Source organism: Pseudomonas putida (assembly GCF_002741075.1).
Taxonomy (GTDB): domain Bacteria; phylum Pseudomonadota; class Gammaproteobacteria; order Pseudomonadales; family Pseudomonadaceae; genus Aquipseudomonas; species Aquipseudomonas putida_T.
Genome location: NZ_CP016634.1, coordinates 2,528,549 through 2,549,075 on the forward strand (window position 1 = coordinate 2,528,549; position 20,527 = coordinate 2,549,075).

Genomic DNA, 20,527 nt, shown 5'->3' on the forward strand with positions numbered 1-20,527 from the left:
CCGCGAAGGGGGGCGGCGCAGCGCCCCTCCTCAATGCTGCTCGCCCGCCCGCTTGAGCAGCTTCTTGCAGCGCTCCGACAGGTGCACCACACGCAGGTGCTTGCCAGCCTTGGCATAACGCTCGCGCAGGGTCTTCAAGGCCGCGATCGCAGAGTAGTCGACAAAGCGCAGGTGCTTGCAGTCCAGGGTCACGCTGGCCGGATCCTGTGCGGTGTCGAACTGATCGAGAAATGGCGTGGTCGAGGCGAAGAACAGCGTGCCGTGCACCTGATAGACCTTGCCGCCCTCCTCGTCCAGATGGCTGTCGGCATAGAGGTCGCGGGCGTGCTGCCAGGCAAAGTTGATCGCGGCGATGACGATGCCGAACAGCACGGCAGTCGCAAGGTCGGTAAATACCGTCACCACCGTCACCGCGATGATCGCCAGCACGTCACTGATCGGCACCTTGCGCAACACCCGCAGCGAAGCCCAGGCAAAGGTCTGCTGGGCGACCACAAACATCACGCCGACCAACGCCGCCAGCGGGATACGCTCGATCAATGGCGACAGGAACAGCACGAACAGCAGGATCATCCCGCCCGCCACCACGCCTGACAGCCGGCCGCGGCCATTGGAACTGAGGTTGATCACGGTCTGGCCGATCATCGCGCAGCCCCCCATGCCGCCACACAAGCCCGAGACCATGTTCGCCGCCCCTAGGGCCACGCACTCGCGATCAGGATAGCCACGGCTTTCGGTGATTTCGTCGGTGAGGTTCAAGGTCAACAGGGTTTCCAGCAAGCCGACCATCGCCATCAACACAGCATAGGGCGCGATGATCTTCAGCGTTTCGAGGCTCCACGGCACCTCTGGCAGGGCCAACCGTGGCAGGCCGCCGGCAATGTGCGCCATGTCGCCCAAGGTGCGGGTTGGCAGGCCGAGCAGATAGACCAGCAGGCCAACCCCAAGGATCGCGACCAGCGCCGGGGGTACAGCGCGGGTCAGGCGCGGCAGCACGTAGACCACCAGCATGGTCAGCGCCACCAGGCCGACCATCAGGTACAGCGGGGCGCCGCTGAGCCAATGCTCACCGTCCTTGAAATGCTCCAACTGGGCCAGGGCAATGACGATCGCCAGGCCATTGACGAACCCGAGCATCACCGGATACGGCACCAGGCGCACCAGCTTGCCCAGGCGCAGTAGACCGAACAGGATCATCACCATCCCGCCGAGCAGCACCGTGGCCAACAGGTACTGGGCACCGTGCTGCACCACCAGGGCGACGATCACCACAGCCATGGAACCTGCAGCGCCGGAGATCATCCCGGGGCGACCGCCGAACAGTGCGGTCAGGGTGCAGATGATGAAGGCGCCGTACAGGCCCATGAGAGGGTTGAGGTGGGCCACCAAGGCGAAGGCGATGCACTCGGGCACCAAGGCGAAAGAGGTGGTCAGGCCGGCGAGCAAATCGGCGCGAAGACGGGCGGGTTTCATGAGGGTCCTGTGTCGTGTCCGGATCCAGAGGCGAACCGGGCTGAAAATCGAGGGGCGCGATGTTACGAGATTTGTCCAGCAGCGACCACCGCCTGGCACTTCAGCGCATTCGCACGCCCCAAACACACAACAGGTGCCCAGCCTGTGATCCAGAACCAGCAGATGCGCGACAAATTTGCCATCATGATCATTCCACCCGCGGAGATCATGGACATGCCGCTACGCCCCTTCATCGCCTCCCTCCTGCTGGTCGCCAGCCTCACCGCCCAGGCCGCCACCGAGGTGCTGCCACTGCAGCATCGCACCAGCGCCGAACTGCTGCCGACCGCTCAGTCATTCCTGGGCAAGGACGGCACCGTCAGCGCCTTCGAGAACAAGCTGATCGTCAACGCCAGCCCCGAGCGCGTCGATGACCTGCGCGCCTTGCTGCAACAGCTCGACACCGCGCCCAAGCGCCTGTTGATCAGCGTTGACAACGACGACAGCAACTTCCAGGACAACCGTGGCAATGCCCGCATCATCCATTACGGCACCAGCAACCGTGACGGCGGGATGCAGCAGATCCAAGCCAGCGAAGGCCAGCCGGCGTTGATCCAGGTTGGTCAGAGCATCCCCATCACCAGTACCAGCACCGATGGCTACGGGCGCATCCAGAGCGACACCGAGTACCGCAATGTCACCCAGGGTTTCTATGTCACGCCAAGCCTCAGCGGCGACACGGTTCGCCTGCAAATAAGCACCAATAACGACCGAATGAGCCTTGAACGTCAGGATGTAGTAAAAGTTCAAAGCACCGACACGACTGTCACCGGCAAGCTCGGCGAGTGGATCACCCTGGCCGGGTTCAATCAGCAGAGCCAAGCTGACCGCGGCGCATCGCGCTACACCTACAGCACCCAACGGGGTGAAAACATGACATTGCGCGTCAAAGTCGACCTTCTTGACTGATCCCAGGCAATTCAAGGCCTCGACCAAAGGCCTTGAAACTGACCGAAGAGTCTCATTAGACCAAAGATGTAGTAAGCGAAAAAAAGCACTACAAAACATTTGACAGGTACTTTTTCCCAAGGGCATGATGGCCTCGCTCCCGCTAATCAGAGGCCCTGGCAAGCGCCTTCGAGACGCGCTCCTCCCTACCCTTGGAGGCGTCTCGTGTCTATACGGCCCACAAGGCGGTTCGACGGGATAGTGACTGCAACGAAGAAGTTGTCCCGAGGGACGGAAGCGCATCACCGCAGTACCTGGCAGTCCTGTCGCACCGCAGCAAGGCATCCACGAGCCGACCTGCCGCCACACCTCGCCCGGCCCTGCCCCCTTCCCCTTCGAGCCTTCTCGCCTGCAATCACCCTCCGTCGGACAAGACAGCCGCCAGGCTTCTGACCCGCAGAGCACAAGCACCTACTTCAAAAGACTGATGCGACGAGGTTTTATTTCCATGGCACTGACACGCGAACAGCAAATTGCAGCCCTTGAGAAAGACTGGGCCGAGAACCCGCGCTGGAAAGGCGTGACCCGTACCTATACCGCCGCCGATGTCGTCCGCCTGCGTGGTTCCCTGCAGCCGGAGCACACTTTCGCCCGCCAGGGTGCAGAGAAACTGTGGAAGCTGGTCACCGAAGGTGCCCACCCGTCCTTCCGCCCTGAAAAAGATTTCGTCAACTGCATGGGCGCCCTGACCGGTGGCCAGGCAGTCCAGCAGGTCAAGGCCGGCATCCAGGCCATCTACCTGTCTGGCTGGCAGGTGGCCGCCGACAACAACTCGGCCGAGTCCATGTACCCTGACCAGTCGCTGTACCCGGTCGACTCGGTTCCGACCGTGGTCAAGCGCATCAACAACGCCTTCCGCCGTGCCGACCAGATCCAATGGAAAGCGGGCAAGAACCCAGGCGACGACGGCTACATCGACTACTTCGCACCGATCGTGGCGGACGCCGAAGCCGGTTTCGGCGGCGTGCTGAACGCCTACGAACTGATGAAGAACATGATCGAAGCAGGCGCTGCCGGCGTTCACTTCGAAGACCAGCTGGCCTCGGTGAAAAAGTGCGGCCACATGGGCGGCAAAGTACTGGTCCCAACCCAGGAAGCGGTGCAGAAACTCGTTGCCGCCCGCCTGGCAGCGGACGTGGCTGGCGTACCGACCATCATCCTGGCCCGTACCGATGCCAACGCCGCTGACCTGCTGACCAGCGACTGCGACCCATACGACCAGCCGTTCGTGATCGGCGAGCGTACCCGCGAAGGCTTCTACAAAGTCCGCGCCGGCCTCGACCAAGCCATCGCCCGCGGTCTGGCGTATGCGCCGTACGCCGACCTGATCTGGTGTGAAACCGCCAAGCCGGACTTGGAAGAAGCCCGCCGCTTCGCCGAGGCGATCAAGAAGGAATACCCGGACCAGATCCTGTCGTACAACTGCTCGCCGTCCTTCAACTGGAAGAAGAACCTGGACGACGCCACCATCGCCAAGTTCCAGCGCGAACTGTCGGCCATGGGCTACAAGCACCAGTTCATCACCCTGGCAGGCATCCACAACATGTGGCACGGCATGTTCAACCTGGCGCACGACTACGCCCGCAACGACATGACCGCCTACGTCAAGCTGCAGGAGCAGGAGTTCGCTGACGCCAACAAAGGCTACACTTTCGTGGCGCACCAGCAGGAAGTCGGCACCGGCTACTTCGACGACATGACCACCGTGATCCAAGGTGGCGCTTCGTCGGTGACCGCCCTGACCGGCTCGACCGAGGAAGAGCAGTTCCACTGAGTGTGACCTGCCCTAAAGCGAGGCCCGCCCCTGCAAAGGTGTCGGGCCTTTCTTCTTTATCAAGGATGCACCGCGCGCGATGGCAGGCACACTGTTCCTACAGGTATTTCCGATCAGCATGTAGGAGGTAGCCAAGTCAGCAATGCGCCGCGGCACCGCCGGCAACCTGGGTCTATGCTTGTGGCTACCCAGCAGCAAGGACTGCCCATGCCCCGTCCAAGCCAACTGATCGTCATCGCCGCTTCGGCGGCAGCCTTCTATCTATATGCACTGGCCAGCGACAACACCCTGCTCGCCTTGCTGACCAAACCGTTGCCGGTGCTCGCCTTGATCGCCTGGCTGTGCAGTGCGCCCGCCACACCCTACAACCGCTGGATCAGCATCGGCCTGGGCTTTTCGGTGCTGGGCGATATCATCTTGGCGATCCCTCGCGACTGGTTCATCTTCGGCCTGGCAGCGTTCTTCTGCGCCCACCTGGCCTACCTGCATGCCTATTGCCGCATCACCCGGCGCCCCGCCCCGGTTGCGCTGGCACTGTGCGTGCTGCTCGCCGGCGCACTGTTCGGGCTGCTCGCAAGCCATGGCCTGGGGCCCTTGCTGATTCCCGTGGCACTTTACGCCTTGGCGATCGGTGCAATGCTCTGGCGTGCGCTCGCCTGTGGCGGACTGGCCGCGATCGGGGCCAGCCTGTTCGTGCTCTCCGACAGCCTGATCGGCATCGATCGCTTCGTCAGCTCCTTCGCCGCCGCACAATTTTTGATCATCCTCGCCTACTGGCTCGGCCAATGGGCGATCGCTGCGTCGATCCATCGCAGCAGCTCAATCGATAAAGTATTGATGCAGAGCGGCACAAGGCGCGAGCCTAGCTGCTAGAACGAGAGGCTTTCTTATTTTGCAAGATACCCGGCCGAAAAATTGAACTTAGCAAGCGTCAGGCCAGGTTTAAAACAACACACCCGCTCAAATGATATTAATTATCATTACATAGATGGACGGTCTTTACGTCCCTAAAGAAACATAATTAACAAAAGCGTGCGCAATGCCCGAAACTCAAGGGTTTCAGCCATTTACGAGAGATTTTTGTTCTTAATCCTACGAATAAATTTGCCACAGAAATTTTACTTGCTCCGGGTTTACCCATAAAATCAGCCCGATTGATTCAGCTGCGACATTTGGTCACTGCAACCGCGACACGCGTCGCCGCTCTACTTATTTCAGACTGCAGAGCTGGGTCTCTGTATAAGGATTTCTAGCATGTCCGATTCGGTAGGACTCATCGCCCACAACTGGGGCTTTGCCATCTTCCTCCTGGGTGTCGTCGGCCTGTGTGCCTTCATGCTCGGCCTCTCCAGCCTGCTCGGTAGCAAGGCCTGGGGTCGCGCCAAGAACGAACCCTTCGAATCCGGCATGCTGCCCGTCGGCAGCGCCCGCCTGCGCCTGTCCGCAAAATTCTATCTGGTCGCGATGCTGTTCGTGATCTTCGATATCGAAGCCCTTTTCCTGTATGCATGGTCTGTGTCCGTCCGCGAAAGCGGCTGGACCGGATTCGTCGAAGCACTCGTTTTCATTGCAATTCTGTTGGCTGGTCTTGTCTACCTATGGCGCGTCGGGGCGCTCGATTGGGCTCCCGAAGGTCGCCGCAAGCGGCAAGCGAAGCTGAAACAATGAGGCTTTGGCATGCAATACAATCTCACCAGAATCGATCCGGATGCGCCCAACGAGCAGTACCCGGTCGGTGAACGGGAAACCGTCACCGATCAACTGCTAGAGGACCAGGTCCACAAGAACATCTTCATGGGCAAGCTTGAAGATGTGCTGCGTGGCGCGGTCAATTGGGGTCGCAAGAACTCCCTCTGGCCGTATAACTTCGGCCTGTCCTGCTGCTACGTGGAAATGACCACGGCCTTCACGGCGCCCCACGACATCGCCCGCTTCGGCGCCGAAGTCATCCGGGCCTCGCCGCGTCAGGCCGACTTCATGGTCGTCGCCGGCACCTGCTTCATCAAGATGGCGCCGATCATCCAGCGCCTGTACGAGCAGATGCTCGAACCCAAGTGGGTGATCTCCATGGGTTCATGCGCCAACTCCGGCGGTATGTACGACATTTACTCGGTCGTTCAGGGGGTCGACAAGTTCCTCCCCGTGGATGTCTACGTGCCTGGCTGCCCGCCTCGCCCCGAAGCCTTCCTGCAGGGCCTGATGCTGCTGCAGGAGTCGATCGGCCAGGAGCGACGCCCGCTTTCCTGGGTCGTCGGTGATCAAGGCATTTACCGTGCCGAGATGCCCGCCCAGAAAGACCTGCGTCGTGAACAGCGCATCCAGGTCACCAACCTGCGCAGCCCCGACGAAGTCTGATCCAGCGACATGCCGCCCGCTCCGGAAGGAGCCGGCGGCCTGGCTTCATTCTCTACGTTGACTCAAAGCGACCGAGACCATGACAGCGGACACCGCTATTTATATTCCGCCTTACAAGGCTGACGACCAGGATGTGGTCGTCGAACTGCACAACCGTTTTGGCGCTGACGCATTCGTCGCCCAGGAAACCCGCACCGGCATGCCGGTCCTGTGGGTTAACCGTGCCCAACTCAAAGACGTCCTCTCCTTCCTGCGCAACGTCGCCAAGCCGTACAGCATGCTGTACGACCTGCACGGCGTCGACGAACGCCTGCGCACCCAGCGCCGTGGCCTGCCAGCTGCTGACTTCAGCGTGTTCTACCACCTGCTGTCGGTCGAGCGTAACAGCGATGTGATGATCAAGGTGGCCTTGAGCGAAGGCGACCTGAACCTGCCGTCGGTCACCGGTATCTGGCCCAACGCCAACTGGTACGAGCGTGAAGTCTGGGACATGTTCGGCATCGACTTCGCCGGCCACCCGCACCTGTCGCGCATCCTGATGCCGCCGACCTGGGAAGGCCACCCGCTGCGCAAGGACTTCCCGGCGCGCGCCACCGAATTCGATCCGTACAGCCTGAACCTGGCCAAGCAACAGCTCGAAGAGGAATCGGCGCGTTTCAACCCCGAAGCCTGGGGCATGAAGCGTCATGGCGCCAACGAGGACTACATGTTCCTCAACCTGGGCCCCAACCACCCTTCGGCCCACGGTGCCTTCCGTATCGTCCTGCAGCTGGACGGCGAAGAGATCGTCGACTGCGTGCCGGACATCGGCTACCACCACCGCGGTGCCGAGAAGATGGCTGAGCGCCAGTCCTGGCATAGCTTCATCCCCTACACCGACCGTATCGATTACCTCGGCGGGGTGATGAACAACCTGCCGTACGTACTGGCAGTCGAGAAGCTGGCCGGCATCAAGGTGCCGCAGAAGGTCGATACCATCCGCGTCATGCTGGCCGAGTTCTTCCGGATCACCAGCCACCTGCTGTTCCTGGGCACCTACATCCAGGACGTCGGTGCCATGACCCCGGTGTTCTTCACCTTCACCGACCGTCAGCGCGCCTACACCGTGATCGAAGCGATCACCGGTTTCCGCCTGCACCCGGCCTGGTACCGCATCGGTGGTGTCGCGCACGACCTGCCGCGTGGCTGGGACAAGCTGGTCAAGGACTTCGTCGAATGGCTGCCCAAGCGCCTGGACGAATACGAGAAAGCCGCCCTCAAGAACAGCATCCTCAAGGGGCGTACCATCGGCGTCGCCGCGTACAACACCCAGGAAGCGCTGTCGTGGGGTACCACCGGTGCCGGCCTGCGTGCCACCGGTTGCGACTTCGACCTGCGTAAAGCGCGCCCGTACTCCGGCTACGAGAACTTCGAGTTCGAAGTACCGCTGGCCCACAACGGCGATGCCTACGATCGCTGCATGGTCCGTGTCGAGGAGATGCGTCAGAGTATCCGCATCATCGACCAGTGCCTGCGCAACATGCCGGAAGGCCCGTACAAGGCGGATCACCCGCTGACCACGCCGCCGCCGAAAGAGCGCACCCTGCAGCACATCGAGACCCTGATCACCCACTTCCTGCAAGTCTCGTGGGGCCCGGTCATGCCGGCCAACGAGTCGTTCCAGATGATCGAGGCGACCAAGGGCATCAACAGTTACTACCTGACGAGCGATGGCGGCACCATGAGCTACCGCACCCGGATCCGTACCCCGAGCTACCCGCACCTGCAGCAGATCCCATCGGTGATCAAAGGCAGCATGGTCGCGGACCTCATCGCGTACCTGGGCAGTATCGACTTCGTTATGGCTGACGTGGACCGCTAAGCATGAACAGCACGCTTATCCAAACCGACCGTTTCGCCCTGAGCGAAACCGAGCGCTCGGCCATCGAGCACGAGATGCACCACTACGAGGACCCGCGCGCGGCGTCCATCGAAGCCCTGAAGATCGTCCAGAAAGAACGCGGCTGGGTGCCGGACGGCGCCATCTATGCCATCGGCGAAGTACTGGGCATCCCGGCCAGCGACGTCGAGGGCGTGGCCACCTTCTACAGCCAGATCTTCCGCCAGCCGGTCGGTCGCCACATCATTCGCGTCTGCGACAGCATGGTCTGCTACATCGGTGGCCATGAGTCGGTGGTCAGCCAGATCCAGAGCGAGCTGGGCATTGGCCTGGGCCAGACCACCGCGGACGGTCGCTTCACCCTGCTGCCGGTCTGCTGCCTGGGCAACTGCGACAAGGCCCCGGCACTGATGATCGACGACGACACCTTTGGCGACGTGCAGCCTGCTGGCGTTGCCAAACTGCTGGAGGGTTACGTATGACCATCACTTCCTTCGGCCCGGCCAACCGCATTGCGCGTTCGGCTGAAACCCACCCGCTGACCTGGCGCCTGCGCGACGACGGCGAGCCGATCTGGCTCGAAGAGTACCAGGCCAAGAACGGCTATGCCGCCGCCCGCAAGGCGCTGGCGCAGATGTCCGCGGACGACATCGTCCAGAGCGTCAAGGACTCCGGCCTCAAGGGCCGTGGCGGCGCAGGCTTCCCCACTGGCGTGAAGTGGGGCCTGATGCCCAAAGACGAATCCATGAACATCCGCTACCTGCTGTGCAACGCGGACGAAATGGAGCCCAACACCTGGAAGGACCGCATGCTGATGGAGCAACAGCCCCATCTGCTGGTCGAGGGCATGCTGATCAGCGCCCGCGCCCTGAAGGCCTACCGTGGCTACATCTTCCTACGCGGCGAGTACACCACCGCGGCGAAGAACCTCAACCGCGCCATCGAGGAAGCCAAGGCCGCAGGCCTTCTGGGCAAGAACATCCTCGGCAGCGGTTTTGACTTCGAGCTGTTCGTGCACACCGGTGCCGGCCGCTACATCTGCGGTGAAGAAACCGCACTGATCAACTCCCTGGAAGGCCGCCGCGCCAACCCACGCTCCAAGCCGCCCTTCCCTGCCGCCGTTGGCGTGTGGGGCAAGCCGACCTGCGTGAACAACGTCGAGACCCTGTGCAACGTCCCGGCCATCGTCGCCAACGGCAACGACTGGTACAAGTCGCTGGCCCGCGAAGGCAGCGAAGACCACGGCACCAAGCTGATGGGCTTCTCCGGCAAGGTGAAGAACCCTGGCCTGTGGGAGCTGCCTTTCGGCGTGACCGCCCGCGAGCTGTTCGAGGACTACGCCGGCGGCATGCGCGACGGCTACAAGCTCAAGTGCTGGCAGCCTGGCGGCGCCGGTACCGGCTTCCTGCTGCCCGAGCACCTCGACGCTCAGATGTACGCCGGTGGCATCGCCAAGGTCGGCACCCGTATGGGTACAGGCCTGGCCATGGCGGTCGACGACAGCATCAACATGGTCTCGCTGCTACGCAACATGGAGGAGTTCTTCGCCCGTGAGTCGTGCGGCTGGTGCACCCCGTGCCGTGACGGCCTGCCATGGAGCGTGAAGATGCTGCGCGCCCTGGAGAAAGGCCAAGGCCGCGCCGAGGACATCGAGACGCTGCTGGGGCTGGTCAACTTCCTCGGCCCAGGCCGTACCTTCTGTGCTCACGCACCGGGTGCCGTCGAGCCTTTGGGCAGTGCCATCAAGTATTTCCGGTCCGAGTTCGAGGCCGGTGTCGCCCCAGCCGACGCTGGCGACGCCCTGCGCCCGAACCTGGCCAAGCCGATCCCGACCGGGCCGGTCGTGGTCGGCGCATAACAAGATGAATCGCGGATGGTCCTTGCCATCCGCCAGCCTGCAGGCCGGCCCGAACGATTCGTGGCCGGCCGCAGGCTCACCGATTTCCATTAGCCACGCCCGCTCACGCGGGCCAACGAAGAACTTTGAACCATGGCCACTATCCACGTAGACGGCAAAGCGCTCGAAGTCAATGGTGCGGACAACCTGTTACAGGCCTGTCTGTCGCTCGGCCTCGACATCCCCTATTTCTGCTGGCACCCGGCGCTCGGTAGCGTCGGCGCCTGCCGGCAGTGCGCGGTCAAGCAGTACACCGACGAGAACGACACCCGCGGTCGTATCGTCATGTCCTGCATGACCCCTGCCTCCGACGGCACCTGGATCTCCATCGACGATGAGGAATCCAAGGCGTTCCGCGCCAGCGTCGTCGAATGGCTGATGACCAACCACCCGCACGACTGCCCGGTGTGCGAGGAAGGCGGTCACTGCCACCTGCAGGACATGACGGTAATGACCGGCCACAATGAGCGCCGCTACCGTTTCACCAAGCGTACCCACCAGAACCAGGACCTTGGCCCGTTCATCGCCCATGAGATGAACCGCTGCATCGCCTGCTACCGCTGCGTGCGCTACTACAAGGACTACGCAGGCGGGACCGACCTGGGCGTCTACGGCGCCCACGACAACGTCTACTTCGGTCGCGTCGAGGACGGCGTGCTGGAGAGCGAGTTCTCCGGCAACCTGACCGAGGTCTGCCCGACCGGCGTGTTCACCGACAAGACCCACTCCGAGCGCTACAACCGCAAGTGGGACATGCAGTTCGCCCCGAGCATCTGCCACGGCTGCTCCAGCGGCTGCAACATCAGCCCCGGTGAGCGCTACGGTGAACTGCGCCGTATCGAGAACCGCTTCAACGGTTCGGTCAACCAGTACTTCCTGTGCGACCGTGGCCGCTTCGGCTATGGCTACGTCAACCGCAGCGACCGCCCACGCCAGCCCCACCTGGCCGACGGCACCAAGCTGGGCCTGGATGCTGCCCTGGACAAAGCCGCGGACCTGCTGCGCGGTCGCACCATCGTCGGTATCGGCTCGCCACGCGCCAGCCTCGAAAGCAACTACGGCCTGCGTGAGCTGGTCGGCGCCGACTACTTCTACTCGGGCATGGAGGCCGGTGAGCTGGCACGCGTGCGCCTGGCCCTCGAGGTGCTGAACAACAGCCCACTGCCAGTGCCGACCCTGCGCGACATCGAAGACCACGATGCCGTGTTCGTCCTTGGCGAAGACCTGACCCAGACCGCTGCCCGCGTCGCCCTGGCCGTACGCCAGGCCACCAAGGGCAAAGCCGAAGCCATGGCCGACGCCATGCGCGTACAGCCGTGGCTCGATGCTGCGGTCAAGAACATCGGCCAGCACGCGCTGTACCCGCTGTTCATCGCCTCGCTGGCTGAAACCAAGCTCGACGACGTCGCCGAAGAGTGCGTGCACGCAGCGCCAGCAGACCTGGCTCGCCTGGGCTTCGCCGTGGCCCACGCCATCGACCCGAGCGCACCGGCCGTCGAAGGCCTGGACGCCGACGCCAAGACACTGGCCCAGCGCATCGCCGATGCCCTGGTCGCCGCCCAGCGTCCGCTGGTGGTCGCCGGTACCTCCCTGGCCGACTCCGCGCTGATCGAGGCCGCCGCCAACATCGCCAAGGCCCTGAAGCTGCGTGAGAAGAACGGCTCGCTGAGCCTGGTGGTGCCTGAAGCCAACAGCCTCGGCATGGCCATGATGGGCGGTGAGTCCGTCGACGCCGCGCTGGACGCCGTCATCAGCGGCAAGGCCGACGCCATCGTGGTGCTGGAGAACGACCTGTACGCCCGCGTCCCGGCCGCCAAGGTCGACGCCGCCCTGGCCGCGGCCAAGGTTGTGATCGTTGCCGACCACTCCAAGACCCCGACCACCGACCGCGCCCATCTGGTGCTGCCGGCAGCCACCTTCGCCGAAGGCGATGGTACCCTGGTCAGCCAGGAAGGCCGTGCCCAGCGCTTCTTCCAGGTGTTCGACCCGCAATACCTGGACAGCAGCATCCTGGTTCACGAAGGCTGGCGCTGGATGCACGCCCTGCGTGCGACCCTGCTGAACAAGCCAGTCGACTGGACCCAGCTGGACCACGTCACCAGCGCCTGCGCCGAAGCCGCCCCGCAACTGGCCGGCATCGTCAACGCAGCGCCTTCGGCCGCGTTCCGCATCAAGGGCATGAAACTGGCCCGTGAGCCCCTGCGCTACTCCGGCCGTACCGCCATGCGCGCCAACATCAGCGTGCATGAACCGCGTACCCCGCAAGACAAAGACACCGCGTTCGCCTTCTCCATGGAAGGCTACTCGGGCTCGGCCGAACCGCGCCAACAGGTGCCGTTCGCCTGGTCGCCAGGCTGGAACTCCCCGCAGGCCTGGAACAAATTCCAGGACGAAGTCGGTGGTCACCTGCGCGCTGGTGATCCAGGCGTGCGCCTGATCGAGTCGCAAGGCGATCGCCTGCACTGGTTCACCGCCATTCCGGGTGCCTTCAACCCGGCCCGTGGCACCTGGACTGCCGTGCCATTCTACCACCTGTTCGGCAGCGAAGAGTCCTCTTCCCGTGCCGCGCCAGTGCAGGAGCGCATCCCGGCCGCCTACGTGGCCTTGGCCAAGTCCGAGGCCGACCGCCTGGGCGTCAACGACGGTGCCCTGCTGAGCCTGAACGTGGCGGGTGTCTCCCTGCGCCTGCCGCTGCGTGTCAATGAAGAGCTGGGCGCTGGCCTGGTCGCGTTGCCGAAAGGCCTGGCCGGCATTCCGCCAGCCATCTTCGGTGCATCCGTCGAAGGTCTGCAGGAGGCAGCACAATGAGCTGGTTCACCCCCGAAGTGATCGATGTGATCCTCACCGTCGTCCGGGCCATCGTGGTCCTGCTGGCGGTGGTGGTCTGCGGCGCGCTGCTCAGCTTCGTCGAGCGTCGCCTGCTGGGCTGGTGGCAGGACCGTTACGGTCCGAACCGTGTCGGCCCATTCGGCATGTTCCAGATCGCCGCCGACATGCTGAAGATGTTCTTCAAGGAAGACTGGAACCCGCCTTTCGTCGATCGCATGATCTTCACCCTGGCACCGGTCGTGGCCATGAGCGCCCTGCTGATCGCCTTCGTGGTCATCCCGATCACCCCGGTCTGGGGCGTGGCTGACCTGAACATCGGCCTGCTGTTCTTCTTCGCCATGGCCGGTCTGTCGGTGTACGCGGTGCTGTTCGCCGGCTGGTCGTCGAACAACAAGTACGCCCTGCTCGGCAGCCTGCGTGCTTCGGCCCAGACCGTGTCGTACGAAGTGTTCCTGGGCCTTGCGCTGATGGGCGTTGTGGTTCAGGTCGGTTCGTTCAACATGCGCGACATCGTCGACTACCAGGCCCAGAACCTGTGGTTCATCATTCCGCAGTTCTTTGGCTTCTGCACCTTCTTCATCGCTGGCGTCGCCGTGACTCACCGTCACCCGTTCGACCAGCCGGAAGCGGAGCAAGAACTGGCCGACGGTTACCACATTGAATATGCCGGCATGAAATGGGGCATGTTCTTCGTGGGTGAATACATCGGCATCATCCTGATCTCGGCGCTGCTTGTGACCCTCTTCTTCGGCGGCTGGCACGGCCCGTTCGGCTTGCTGCCACAGGTTCCGTTCCTGTGGTTCACCCTGAAGACCGCATTCTTCATCATGCTGTTCATCCTGCTGCGCGCTTCGATTCCGCGCCCACGTTATGACCAGGTGATGGACTTCAGCTGGAAGTTCTGCCTGCCGCTGACCTTGATCAATTTGCTGGTGACCGCTGCGATCGTGCTCTACAACACGCCAGCCGTCGCGGCCCAGTGAGGATTTGACCCATGTTCAAATATATCGGCGACATCGTTAAAGGCACCGGCACCCAGCTGCGCAGCCTGGTGATGGTGTTCTCCCACGGGTTCCGCAAGCGCGACACCCTGCAATACCCTGAAGAGCCCGTGTACCTGCCGCCGCGCTACCGCGGTCGCATCGTCCTGACCCGTGACCCCGATGGCGAGGAGCGCTGCGTGGCGTGCAACCTCTGCGCGGTGGCCTGCCCGGTTGGCTGCATCTCGCTGCAGAAGGCCGAGACCGAGGACGGCCGCTGGTATCCGGAGTTCTTCCGCATCAACTTCTCGCGCTGCATCTTCTGTGGCCTGTGCGAGGAAGCGTGCCCGACCACCGCGATCCAGCTGACTCCGGATTTCGAAATGGCCGAGTTCAAGCGTCAGGACCTGGTGTACGAGAAGGAAGACCTCCTGATCTCCGGCCCCGGCAAGAACCCTGACTACAACTTCTACCGTGTTGCGGGTATGGCGATCGCTGGCAAGCCGAAGGGCGCTGCACAGAACGAAGCCGAGCCGATCAACGTGAAGAGCTTGCTCCCATAAGGACAGAAAGATGGAATTCGCTTTCTACTTCGCATCCGGGATCGCCGTGGTTTCCACCCTTCGGGTGGTGACCGGCACCAACCCCGTGCACGCCCTGCTCTACCTGATCATTTCCCTGATCTCCGTGGCGATGATCTTCTTCTCCCTGGGTGCGCCGTTCGCCGGCGCCCTGGAAGTGATCGCCTATGCCGGCGCCATCATGGTGCTGTTCGTCTTCGTGGTGATGATGCTCAACCTTGGGCCGGCCTCGGTCGCCCAGGAGCGTGGTTGGCTCAAGCCAGGTATCTGGGCTGGGCCCGTGTTCCTGGCCGCCCTGCTGCTGCTGGAGCTGCTGTACGTGCTGTTCGCCGAGCCTAGCGGCGCGGCCATCAGCGGTACCACCGTGGACGCCAAGGCCGTGGGCATCAGCCTGTTCGGTCCTTACCTGCTGGTGGTCGAACTGGCTTCGATGCTGCTGCTGGCCGCGGCCGTCACCGCCTTCCACCTGGGCCGCAACGAGGCGAAGGAGTAAATCATGGGTGCTATCCCTCTCGAACATGGTCTGGCCGTCGCCGGCATCCTGTTCTGCTTAGGTCTGGTTGGCCTGATGGTCCGCCGCAACATCCTCTTCGTGCTCATGAGCCTGGAAGTCATGATGAACGCCGCTGCCCTGGCGTTCATCGTCGCCGGTGCCCGTTGGGTCCAACCCGACGGTCAGGTGATGTTCATTCTGGTGATCAGCCTGGCAGCCGCCGAGGCCAGCATTGGCCTGGCGATCCTGCTGCAGCTGTATCGCCGCTTCCACACTCTCGACATCGATGCTGCCAGTGAGATGCGCGGATGAACCTTATCTTCCTGACTTTCGTCTTCCCCCTGATCGGCTTCCTACTGCTGTCGTTCTCGCGCGGGCGGTTCTCGGAGAACCTGTCCGCGCTGATCGGCGTCGGCTCCGTCGGCCTTTCGGCCGCCGTGGCCGCCTACGTGATCTGGCAATTCAATGTCGCACCGCCTGAAGGTGGTGCGTACAGCCAGCTGCTGTGGCAGTGGATGTCGGTGGACGGCTTCGCGCCGAACTTCACCCTGTACGTGGATGGCCTGTCGATCACCATGCTCGGCGTGGTCACCGGCGTGGGCTTCCTGATCCACCTGTTCGCGTCCTGGTACATGCGTGGCGAAGCCGGTTACTCGCGCTTCTTCTCGTACACCAACCTGTTCATCGCCAGCATGCTGTTCCTGGTGCTGGGCGACAACCTGCTGTTCATCTACTTCGGCTGGGAAGGCGTGGGCCTGTGCTCGTACCTGTTGATCGGTTTCTACTACAGCAACCGCAACAACGGTAACGCCGCACTGAAGGCCTTCATCGTCACCCGTATCGGCGACGTGTTCATGGCCATCGGCCTGTTCATCCTGTTCGCCCAGCTGGGTACCCTGAACGTCCAGGAACTGCTGGTGCTGGCACCGCAGAAGTTCCAGGCAGGTGATACCTGGATGGTGCTGGCGACCCTGATGCTGCTCGGCGGTGCCGTCGGTAAATCGGCCCAGCTGCCGCTGCAGACCTGGCTTGCCGACGCGATGGCCGGCCCGACTCCGGTCTCCGCGCTGATCCACGCCGCAACCATGGTGACCGCGGGCGTGTACTTGATCGCCCGTACCCACGGCCTGTTCCTGCTGGCGCCGGACATCCTGCACCTGGTGGGTATCGTCGGTGGCGTGACCCTGGTCCTGGCCGGCTTCGCCGCGCTGGTCCAGACCGACATCAAGCGTATCCTCGCCTATTCGACCATGAGCCAGATCGGCTACATGTTCTTGGCCTTGGGCGTCGGCGCCTGGGAAGGCGCAATCTTCCACCTGATGACCCACGCCTTCTTCAAGGCCCTGCTGTTCCTTGCCTCTGGTGCGGTGATCGTTGCCTGCCACCACGAGCAGAACATCTTCAAGATGGGCGGCCTGTGGAAGAAGCTGCCGCTGGCCTACGCCAGTTTCGTGGTCGGTGGTGCCGCCCTCGCCGCCTTGCCGATCCTGACCGCCGGCTTCTATTCCAAGGACGAGATCCTCTGGGAAGCCTTCGCCAGCGGCCACACCGGCCTGCTGTATGCGGGCCTGGTCGGTGCATTCATGACCTCGCTGTACACCTTCCGCCTGATCTTCATCGCCTTCCACGGCGAAGCGAAGACCGAAGCCCACGCCGGCCACGGCATTTCCCACTGGCTGCCACTGGGCGTGCTGATCGTGCTGTCGACCTTCGTCGGCGCCTGGATCCACCCGCCTCTGGCGGGTGTACTGCCACAAAGCGTCGGCCACGCCGGCGGCGAAGCCCAGCACTCGCTGGAAATCGTCTCGGGCGCCATCGCCATCGCCGGTATCCTGCTGGCAGCGGTGCTGTTCCTGGGTAAACGCACCCTGGTCAGTGCAATCGCCAACAGCGGCATCGGTCGTGTCCTGTCGGCCTGGTGGTTCGCCGCCTGGGGCTTCGACTGGATCTACGACAAGCTGTTCGTCAAACCTTATCTGCTGATCAGCCACATCCTGCGCAAGGATCCGGTTGACCGCAGCATCGGCCTGATTCCTCGGATGGCTCGCGGCGGTCACGTCGCCATGAGCAAGACCGAAACCGGCCAGCTGCGCTGGTACACCGCCTCGATCGCCGTGGGTGCCGTTCTGGTACTCGGCGCCGTGGTAGTGGCCGCGGTATGACTATGAACCTTGCGACTTTGCGAAAGGAAACGAACCCGTCATGATTCTGCCTTGGCTGATCCTGATCCCCTTCATCGGCGGCCTCCTGTGCTGGCTGGGTGAGCGCTTCGGCGCCACCCTACCCCGCTGGATCGCGCTGCTGACCATGTCCCTGCTGCTCGGCATCGGCCTGTGGCTGTGGGCTAACGGCGACTATACCCTGGCCCCTGCCCCGGGCGCGGAACCTGCCTGGACCCTCGAATACAAAGTCGAGTGGATCAAGCGCTTCGGCATCAGCATCCATCTGGCCCTCGACGGCCTGTCGCTGCTGATGATCCTGCTCACCGGCCTGCTGGGTGTGCTTTCGGTCCTGTGCTCCTGGAAAGAAATCCAGCGCCACGTCGGCTTCTTCCACCTCAACCTGATGTGGATCCTGGGCGGCGTGGTCGGTGTGTTCCTGGCGCTGGACCTGTTCCTGTTCTTCTTCTTCTGGGAAATGATGCTGGTGCCGATGTACTTCCTCATCGCGCTCTGGGGTCACAGCTCCTCCGATGGCAAGAAGACCCGGATCTACGCCGCCACCAAGTTCTTCATCTTCACCCAGGCCAGCGGCCTGATCATGCTGGTGGCGATCCTGGGCCTGGTACTGGTGAACTACAACAGCACCGGAGTCATCACCTTCAACTACAGCGACCTGCTCAAGGCCGAGCTGCCAGCCGGCACCGAGTACTTGCTGATGCTGGGCTTCTTCATTGCCTTCGCGGTGAAGCTGCCGGTGGTGCCGTTCCACTCCTGGCTGCCTGATGCTCACGCCCAGGCGCCAACTGCAGGTTCCGTGGACCTGGCCGGTATCTTGCTGAAGACTGCGGCCTATGGCCTGCTGCGTTTCGCCCTGCCGCTGTTCCCGAACGCCTCGGCCGAGTTTGCGCCTATCGCCATGACCCTGGGCCTGATCGGTATCTTCTACGGCGCCTTCCTGGCCTTCGCACAGACCGACATCAAGCGCCTGGTAGCCTTCTCCAGCGTCTCGCACATGGGCTTCGTGCTGATCGGCATCTACTCCGGTAGCCAGCAAGCCCTGCAGGGCGCGGTGATCCAGATGCTGGCCCACGGCCTGTCGGCTGCGGCGCTGTTCATCCTGGCTGGCCAGCTTTACGAGCGCATGCACACCCGTGACATGCGTGAGATGGGCGGCCTGTGGCACCGCATCGCCTACCTGCCAGCCATCAGCCTGTTCTTCGCCGCCGCCTCCCTGGGGCTGCCAGGTACCGGCAACTTCGTCGGCGAGTTCCTGATCCTGATCGGCAGCTTCGTCCATGTTCCATGGATCACCGTGATCGCCACCACTGGCCTGGTCTTCGGCTCGGTCTACTCGCTGATCATGATCCACCGTGCCTACTTCGGTCCGGCCAAGTCCGACACCGTGCTGGCCGGCATGGACGGTCGCGAACTGATCATGGTCCTGGGCCTGGCCGGCCTGCTGATCCTGCTCGGCGTGTACCCGCAACCGTTCCTGGACACCTCTGCCGCCACCATGAGCGGTGTGCAGCAGTGGATCGGTTCCGCTTTCACTCAACTCGCTTCGGCCCGGTAAGAGCGCTATGGAATTCACCACTCAACACTTCATCGCATTGGCGCCGATGCTCATCACCACCGTCACCACGGTGGTGGTGATGCTCGCGATCGCCTGGAAGCGCAATCACTCGCAGACCTTCCTGCTGTCCACCGTGGGCCTGAACCTGGCCCTGCTGTCGATCCTGCCGGCGCTGAAGGTCGCGCCGCTGGCGGTCACCTCGCTGGTGACCATCGACAAGTTCGCCTGCCTGTACATGGCGATCATCCTGGTGGCGACGCTGGCCTGCGTCACCCTCGCCCATGCCTACTTGGGCGAAGGGTCCAAGGGTTACCCGGGCAACCGTGAAGAACTGTACTTGCTACTGCTGATGTCCGCCCTGGGCGGTCTGGTGCTGGTCAGCGCCAACCACCTGGCAGGCCTGTTCATTGGCCTGGAACTGCTGTCGGTACCGGTCTACGGCCTGGTAGCGTACGCGTTCTTCAACAAGCGTTCGCTGGAAGCCGGCATCAAGTACATGGTGCTTTCGGCTGCAGGTTCGGCCTTCCTGCTGTTCGGCATGGCCCTACTGTACGCCGACGCCGGCAGCCTGACCTTCGACCAGATCGGCAAGGTGCTGGCCACCACCAGCATGCCAAGCCTGCTGGCCCAGCTGGGCCTGGGCATGATGCTGGTAGGCCTGGCCTTCAAGCTGTCGCTGGTACCGTTCCACCTGTGGACCCCGGACGTGTACGAAGGCGCTCCAGCCCCGGTCGCCGCCTTCCTGGCCACCGCCAGCAAGGTCGCGGTGTTCGCCGTGGTCGTACGCCTGTTCATGCTCTCCCCTGCCGCCAGCAGCGGCGTGCTGAGCACCGTACTGGCCGTGATCGCCGTCGCCTCGATCCTGATCGGCAACCTGCTGGCGCTGACCCAGAGCAACCTCAAGCGTCTGCTCGGTTACTCGTCCATCGCCCACTTCGGCTACCTGGTCATCGCCTTGGTCGCCAGCAAGGGCCTGGCTCTGGAAGCCATGGGCGTGTACCTGGTGACCTACGTGATCACCAGCCTGGGCGCCTTCGGTGTGATCACCCTGATGTCCTCGCCTTATGCCGGTCGTGACGCCGATGCCCTGTACGAGTACCGCGGCCTGTTCTGGCGCCGTCCATACCTGACTGCGGTACTGACCGTGATGATGCTGTCGCTGGCTGGTATCCCGCTGACCGCAGGCTTCATCGGCAAGTTCTACATCATCGCCACCGGCGTCGAGTCGCACCTGTGGTGGCTGGTCGGTGCGCTGGTGATCGGTAGTGCCATCGGCGTTTACTACTACCTGCGTGTCATGGTCACCCTGTATCTGGTCGAGCCTAACCTGCGTCGTCACGACGCCCCGCTGAAGTGGGAACAGCGCACTGGCGGCGTCATGCTGCTGGCCATCGCGATCCTCGCCTTCGTCCTGGGCGTGTACCCGCAGCCTCTGCTGGAACTGGTCCAGCAAGCTGGCCTGCAACTGATCGGCTGATCAGCCCGCAAAAACAAAACACCCCGCTCATGCGGGGTGTTTTGTTTTGTGCCCAGGCTTGGCGCGA

Annotated in this window: 17 protein-coding genes; 16 read left to right on the forward strand and 1 reads right to left on the reverse strand. The window is 62.9% G+C overall.

Going from position 1 to position 20,527, the window contains the following annotated elements:
* Positions 1-30: 30 nt before the first annotated feature.
* Positions 31-1,473, reverse strand: coding sequence for a SulP family inorganic anion transporter (locus IEC33019_RS11740; protein WP_070091872.1), 1,443 nt, complete (start codon positions 1,471-1,473; stop codon positions 31-33).
* A 213-nt stretch (positions 1,474-1,686) separates the two neighbouring features.
* On the opposite strand from IEC33019_RS11740, the gene IEC33019_RS11745 reads away from it, so the two are divergent.
* The 16 genes from IEC33019_RS11745 to nuoN all read left to right on the forward strand — a co-directional run bounded on the left by IEC33019_RS11745 (position 1,687) and on the right by nuoN (position 20,460).
* Entirely contained in the window at positions 1,687-2,421 is a 735-nt protein-coding gene (locus tag IEC33019_RS11745; protein ID WP_070091913.1) for a secretin N-terminal domain-containing protein, read from the forward strand.
* A 487-nt stretch (positions 2,422-2,908) separates the two neighbouring features.
* Positions 2,909-4,234: an isocitrate lyase gene (gene aceA / locus IEC33019_RS11750; RefSeq protein WP_070091873.1), complete on the forward strand. Its 1,326-nt coding sequence runs from the start codon at positions 2,909-2,911 to the stop codon at positions 4,232-4,234.
* A 207-nt stretch (positions 4,235-4,441) separates the two neighbouring features.
* On the forward strand, positions 4,442-5,107 hold the full coding sequence (locus IEC33019_RS11755; protein ID WP_070091874.1) for a lysoplasmalogenase: 666 nt from the start codon (positions 4,442-4,444) through the stop codon (positions 5,105-5,107).
* Positions 5,108-5,488: 381 nt separating this feature from the next.
* A complete protein-coding gene (locus tag IEC33019_RS11760; protein WP_043209159.1) occupies positions 5,489-5,902 on the forward strand; it encodes an NADH-quinone oxidoreductase subunit A in 414 nt (137 codons plus the stop codon).
* A 9-nt stretch (positions 5,903-5,911) separates the two neighbouring features.
* Positions 5,912-6,589, forward strand: coding sequence for a NuoB/complex I 20 kDa subunit family protein (locus IEC33019_RS11765; RefSeq protein WP_043209157.1), 678 nt, complete (start codon positions 5,912-5,914; stop codon positions 6,587-6,589).
* A gap of 79 nt (positions 6,590-6,668) precedes the next feature.
* On the forward strand, positions 6,669-8,450 hold the full coding sequence (gene nuoC, locus IEC33019_RS11770) for an NADH-quinone oxidoreductase subunit C/D (RefSeq protein ID WP_070091875.1): 1,782 nt from the start codon (positions 6,669-6,671) through the stop codon (positions 8,448-8,450).
* Between the two features lie 2 nt (positions 8,451-8,452).
* The gene (nuoE, locus tag IEC33019_RS11775) at positions 8,453-8,950 is read left to right on the forward strand and encodes an NADH-quinone oxidoreductase subunit NuoE (protein ID WP_070091876.1); all 498 of its coding nucleotides are present in this window, start codon (positions 8,453-8,455) and stop codon (positions 8,948-8,950) included.
* Positions 8,947-10,326: an NADH-quinone oxidoreductase subunit NuoF gene (gene nuoF, locus IEC33019_RS11780; protein ID WP_070091877.1), complete on the forward strand. Its 1,380-nt coding sequence runs from the start codon at positions 8,947-8,949 to the stop codon at positions 10,324-10,326. The genes nuoE and nuoF overlap by 4 nt, the downstream gene beginning before the upstream one ends.
* Positions 10,327-10,458: 132 nt before the next feature.
* Positions 10,459-13,173, forward strand: a complete 2,715-nt coding sequence (gene nuoG, locus IEC33019_RS11785) for an NADH-quinone oxidoreductase subunit NuoG (RefSeq protein WP_099593570.1) — start codon at positions 10,459-10,461, stop codon at positions 13,171-13,173.
* Positions 13,170-14,177 (forward strand): NADH-quinone oxidoreductase subunit NuoH, encoded by a 1,008-nt coding sequence (nuoH, locus tag IEC33019_RS11790; RefSeq protein WP_070091879.1) that lies wholly within the window; start codon positions 13,170-13,172, stop codon positions 14,175-14,177. The genes nuoG and nuoH overlap by 4 nt, the downstream gene beginning before the upstream one ends.
* An 11-nt stretch (positions 14,178-14,188) precedes the next feature.
* Positions 14,189-14,737 (forward strand): NADH-quinone oxidoreductase subunit NuoI, encoded by a 549-nt coding sequence (gene nuoI / locus IEC33019_RS11795; protein ID WP_043209143.1) that lies wholly within the window; start codon positions 14,189-14,191, stop codon positions 14,735-14,737.
* Positions 14,738-14,747: 10 nt separating this feature from the next.
* Positions 14,748-15,248 (forward strand): NADH-quinone oxidoreductase subunit J, encoded by a 501-nt coding sequence (gene nuoJ / locus IEC33019_RS11800; protein ID WP_043209139.1) that lies wholly within the window; start codon positions 14,748-14,750, stop codon positions 15,246-15,248.
* A 3-nt stretch (positions 15,249-15,251) separates the two neighbouring features.
* On the forward strand, positions 15,252-15,560 hold the full coding sequence (gene nuoK / locus IEC33019_RS11805; RefSeq protein WP_023631349.1) for an NADH-quinone oxidoreductase subunit NuoK: 309 nt from the start codon (positions 15,252-15,254) through the stop codon (positions 15,558-15,560).
* The gene (gene nuoL / locus IEC33019_RS11810; protein ID WP_070091880.1) at positions 15,557-17,410 is read left to right on the forward strand and encodes an NADH-quinone oxidoreductase subunit L; all 1,854 of its coding nucleotides are present in this window, start codon (positions 15,557-15,559) and stop codon (positions 17,408-17,410) included. The genes nuoK and nuoL overlap by 4 nt, the downstream gene beginning before the upstream one ends.
* 40 nt (positions 17,411-17,450) lie before the next feature.
* Positions 17,451-18,983: an NADH-quinone oxidoreductase subunit M gene (gene nuoM, locus IEC33019_RS11815; RefSeq protein WP_070091881.1), complete on the forward strand. Its 1,533-nt coding sequence runs from the start codon at positions 17,451-17,453 to the stop codon at positions 18,981-18,983.
* Between the two features lie 7 nt (positions 18,984-18,990).
* Positions 18,991-20,460 (forward strand): NADH-quinone oxidoreductase subunit NuoN, encoded by a 1,470-nt coding sequence (gene nuoN / locus IEC33019_RS11820; protein ID WP_070091882.1) that lies wholly within the window; start codon positions 18,991-18,993, stop codon positions 20,458-20,460.
* Positions 20,461-20,527: the final 67 nt, after the last annotated feature.

What these genes read in the sequence shown, in the direction of transcription:
- IEC33019_RS11740 (WP_070091872.1), bottom strand. Translation starts at nt 1,473, where the DNA reads ATGAAACCCGCCCGTCTTCGCGCCGATTTGCTCGCCGGCCTGACCACC.
- IEC33019_RS11745 (WP_070091913.1), top strand. Translation starts at nt 1,687, where the DNA reads ATGCCGCTACGCCCCTTCATCGCCTCCCTCCTGCTGGTCGCCAGCCTC.
- aceA (WP_070091873.1), top strand. Translation starts at nt 2,909, where the DNA reads ATGGCACTGACACGCGAACAGCAAATTGCAGCCCTTGAGAAAGACTGG.
- IEC33019_RS11755 (WP_070091874.1), top strand. Translation starts at nt 4,442, where the DNA reads ATGCCCCGTCCAAGCCAACTGATCGTCATCGCCGCTTCGGCGGCAGCC.
- IEC33019_RS11760 (WP_043209159.1), top strand. Translation starts at nt 5,489, where the DNA reads ATGTCCGATTCGGTAGGACTCATCGCCCACAACTGGGGCTTTGCCATC.
- IEC33019_RS11765 (WP_043209157.1), top strand. Translation starts at nt 5,912, where the DNA reads ATGCAATACAATCTCACCAGAATCGATCCGGATGCGCCCAACGAGCAG.
- nuoC (WP_070091875.1), top strand. Translation starts at nt 6,669, where the DNA reads ATGACAGCGGACACCGCTATTTATATTCCGCCTTACAAGGCTGACGAC.
- nuoE (WP_070091876.1), top strand. Translation starts at nt 8,453, where the DNA reads ATGAACAGCACGCTTATCCAAACCGACCGTTTCGCCCTGAGCGAAACC.
- nuoF (WP_070091877.1), top strand. Translation starts at nt 8,947, where the DNA reads ATGACCATCACTTCCTTCGGCCCGGCCAACCGCATTGCGCGTTCGGCT.
- nuoG (WP_099593570.1), top strand. Translation starts at nt 10,459, where the DNA reads ATGGCCACTATCCACGTAGACGGCAAAGCGCTCGAAGTCAATGGTGCG.
- nuoH (WP_070091879.1), top strand. Translation starts at nt 13,170, where the DNA reads ATGAGCTGGTTCACCCCCGAAGTGATCGATGTGATCCTCACCGTCGTC.
- nuoI (WP_043209143.1), top strand. Translation starts at nt 14,189, where the DNA reads ATGTTCAAATATATCGGCGACATCGTTAAAGGCACCGGCACCCAGCTG.
- nuoJ (WP_043209139.1), top strand. Translation starts at nt 14,748, where the DNA reads ATGGAATTCGCTTTCTACTTCGCATCCGGGATCGCCGTGGTTTCCACC.
- nuoK (WP_023631349.1), top strand. Translation starts at nt 15,252, where the DNA reads ATGGGTGCTATCCCTCTCGAACATGGTCTGGCCGTCGCCGGCATCCTG.
- nuoL (WP_070091880.1), top strand. Translation starts at nt 15,557, where the DNA reads ATGAACCTTATCTTCCTGACTTTCGTCTTCCCCCTGATCGGCTTCCTA.
- nuoM (WP_070091881.1), top strand. Translation starts at nt 17,451, where the DNA reads ATGATTCTGCCTTGGCTGATCCTGATCCCCTTCATCGGCGGCCTCCTG.
- nuoN (WP_070091882.1), top strand. Translation starts at nt 18,991, where the DNA reads ATGGAATTCACCACTCAACACTTCATCGCATTGGCGCCGATGCTCATC.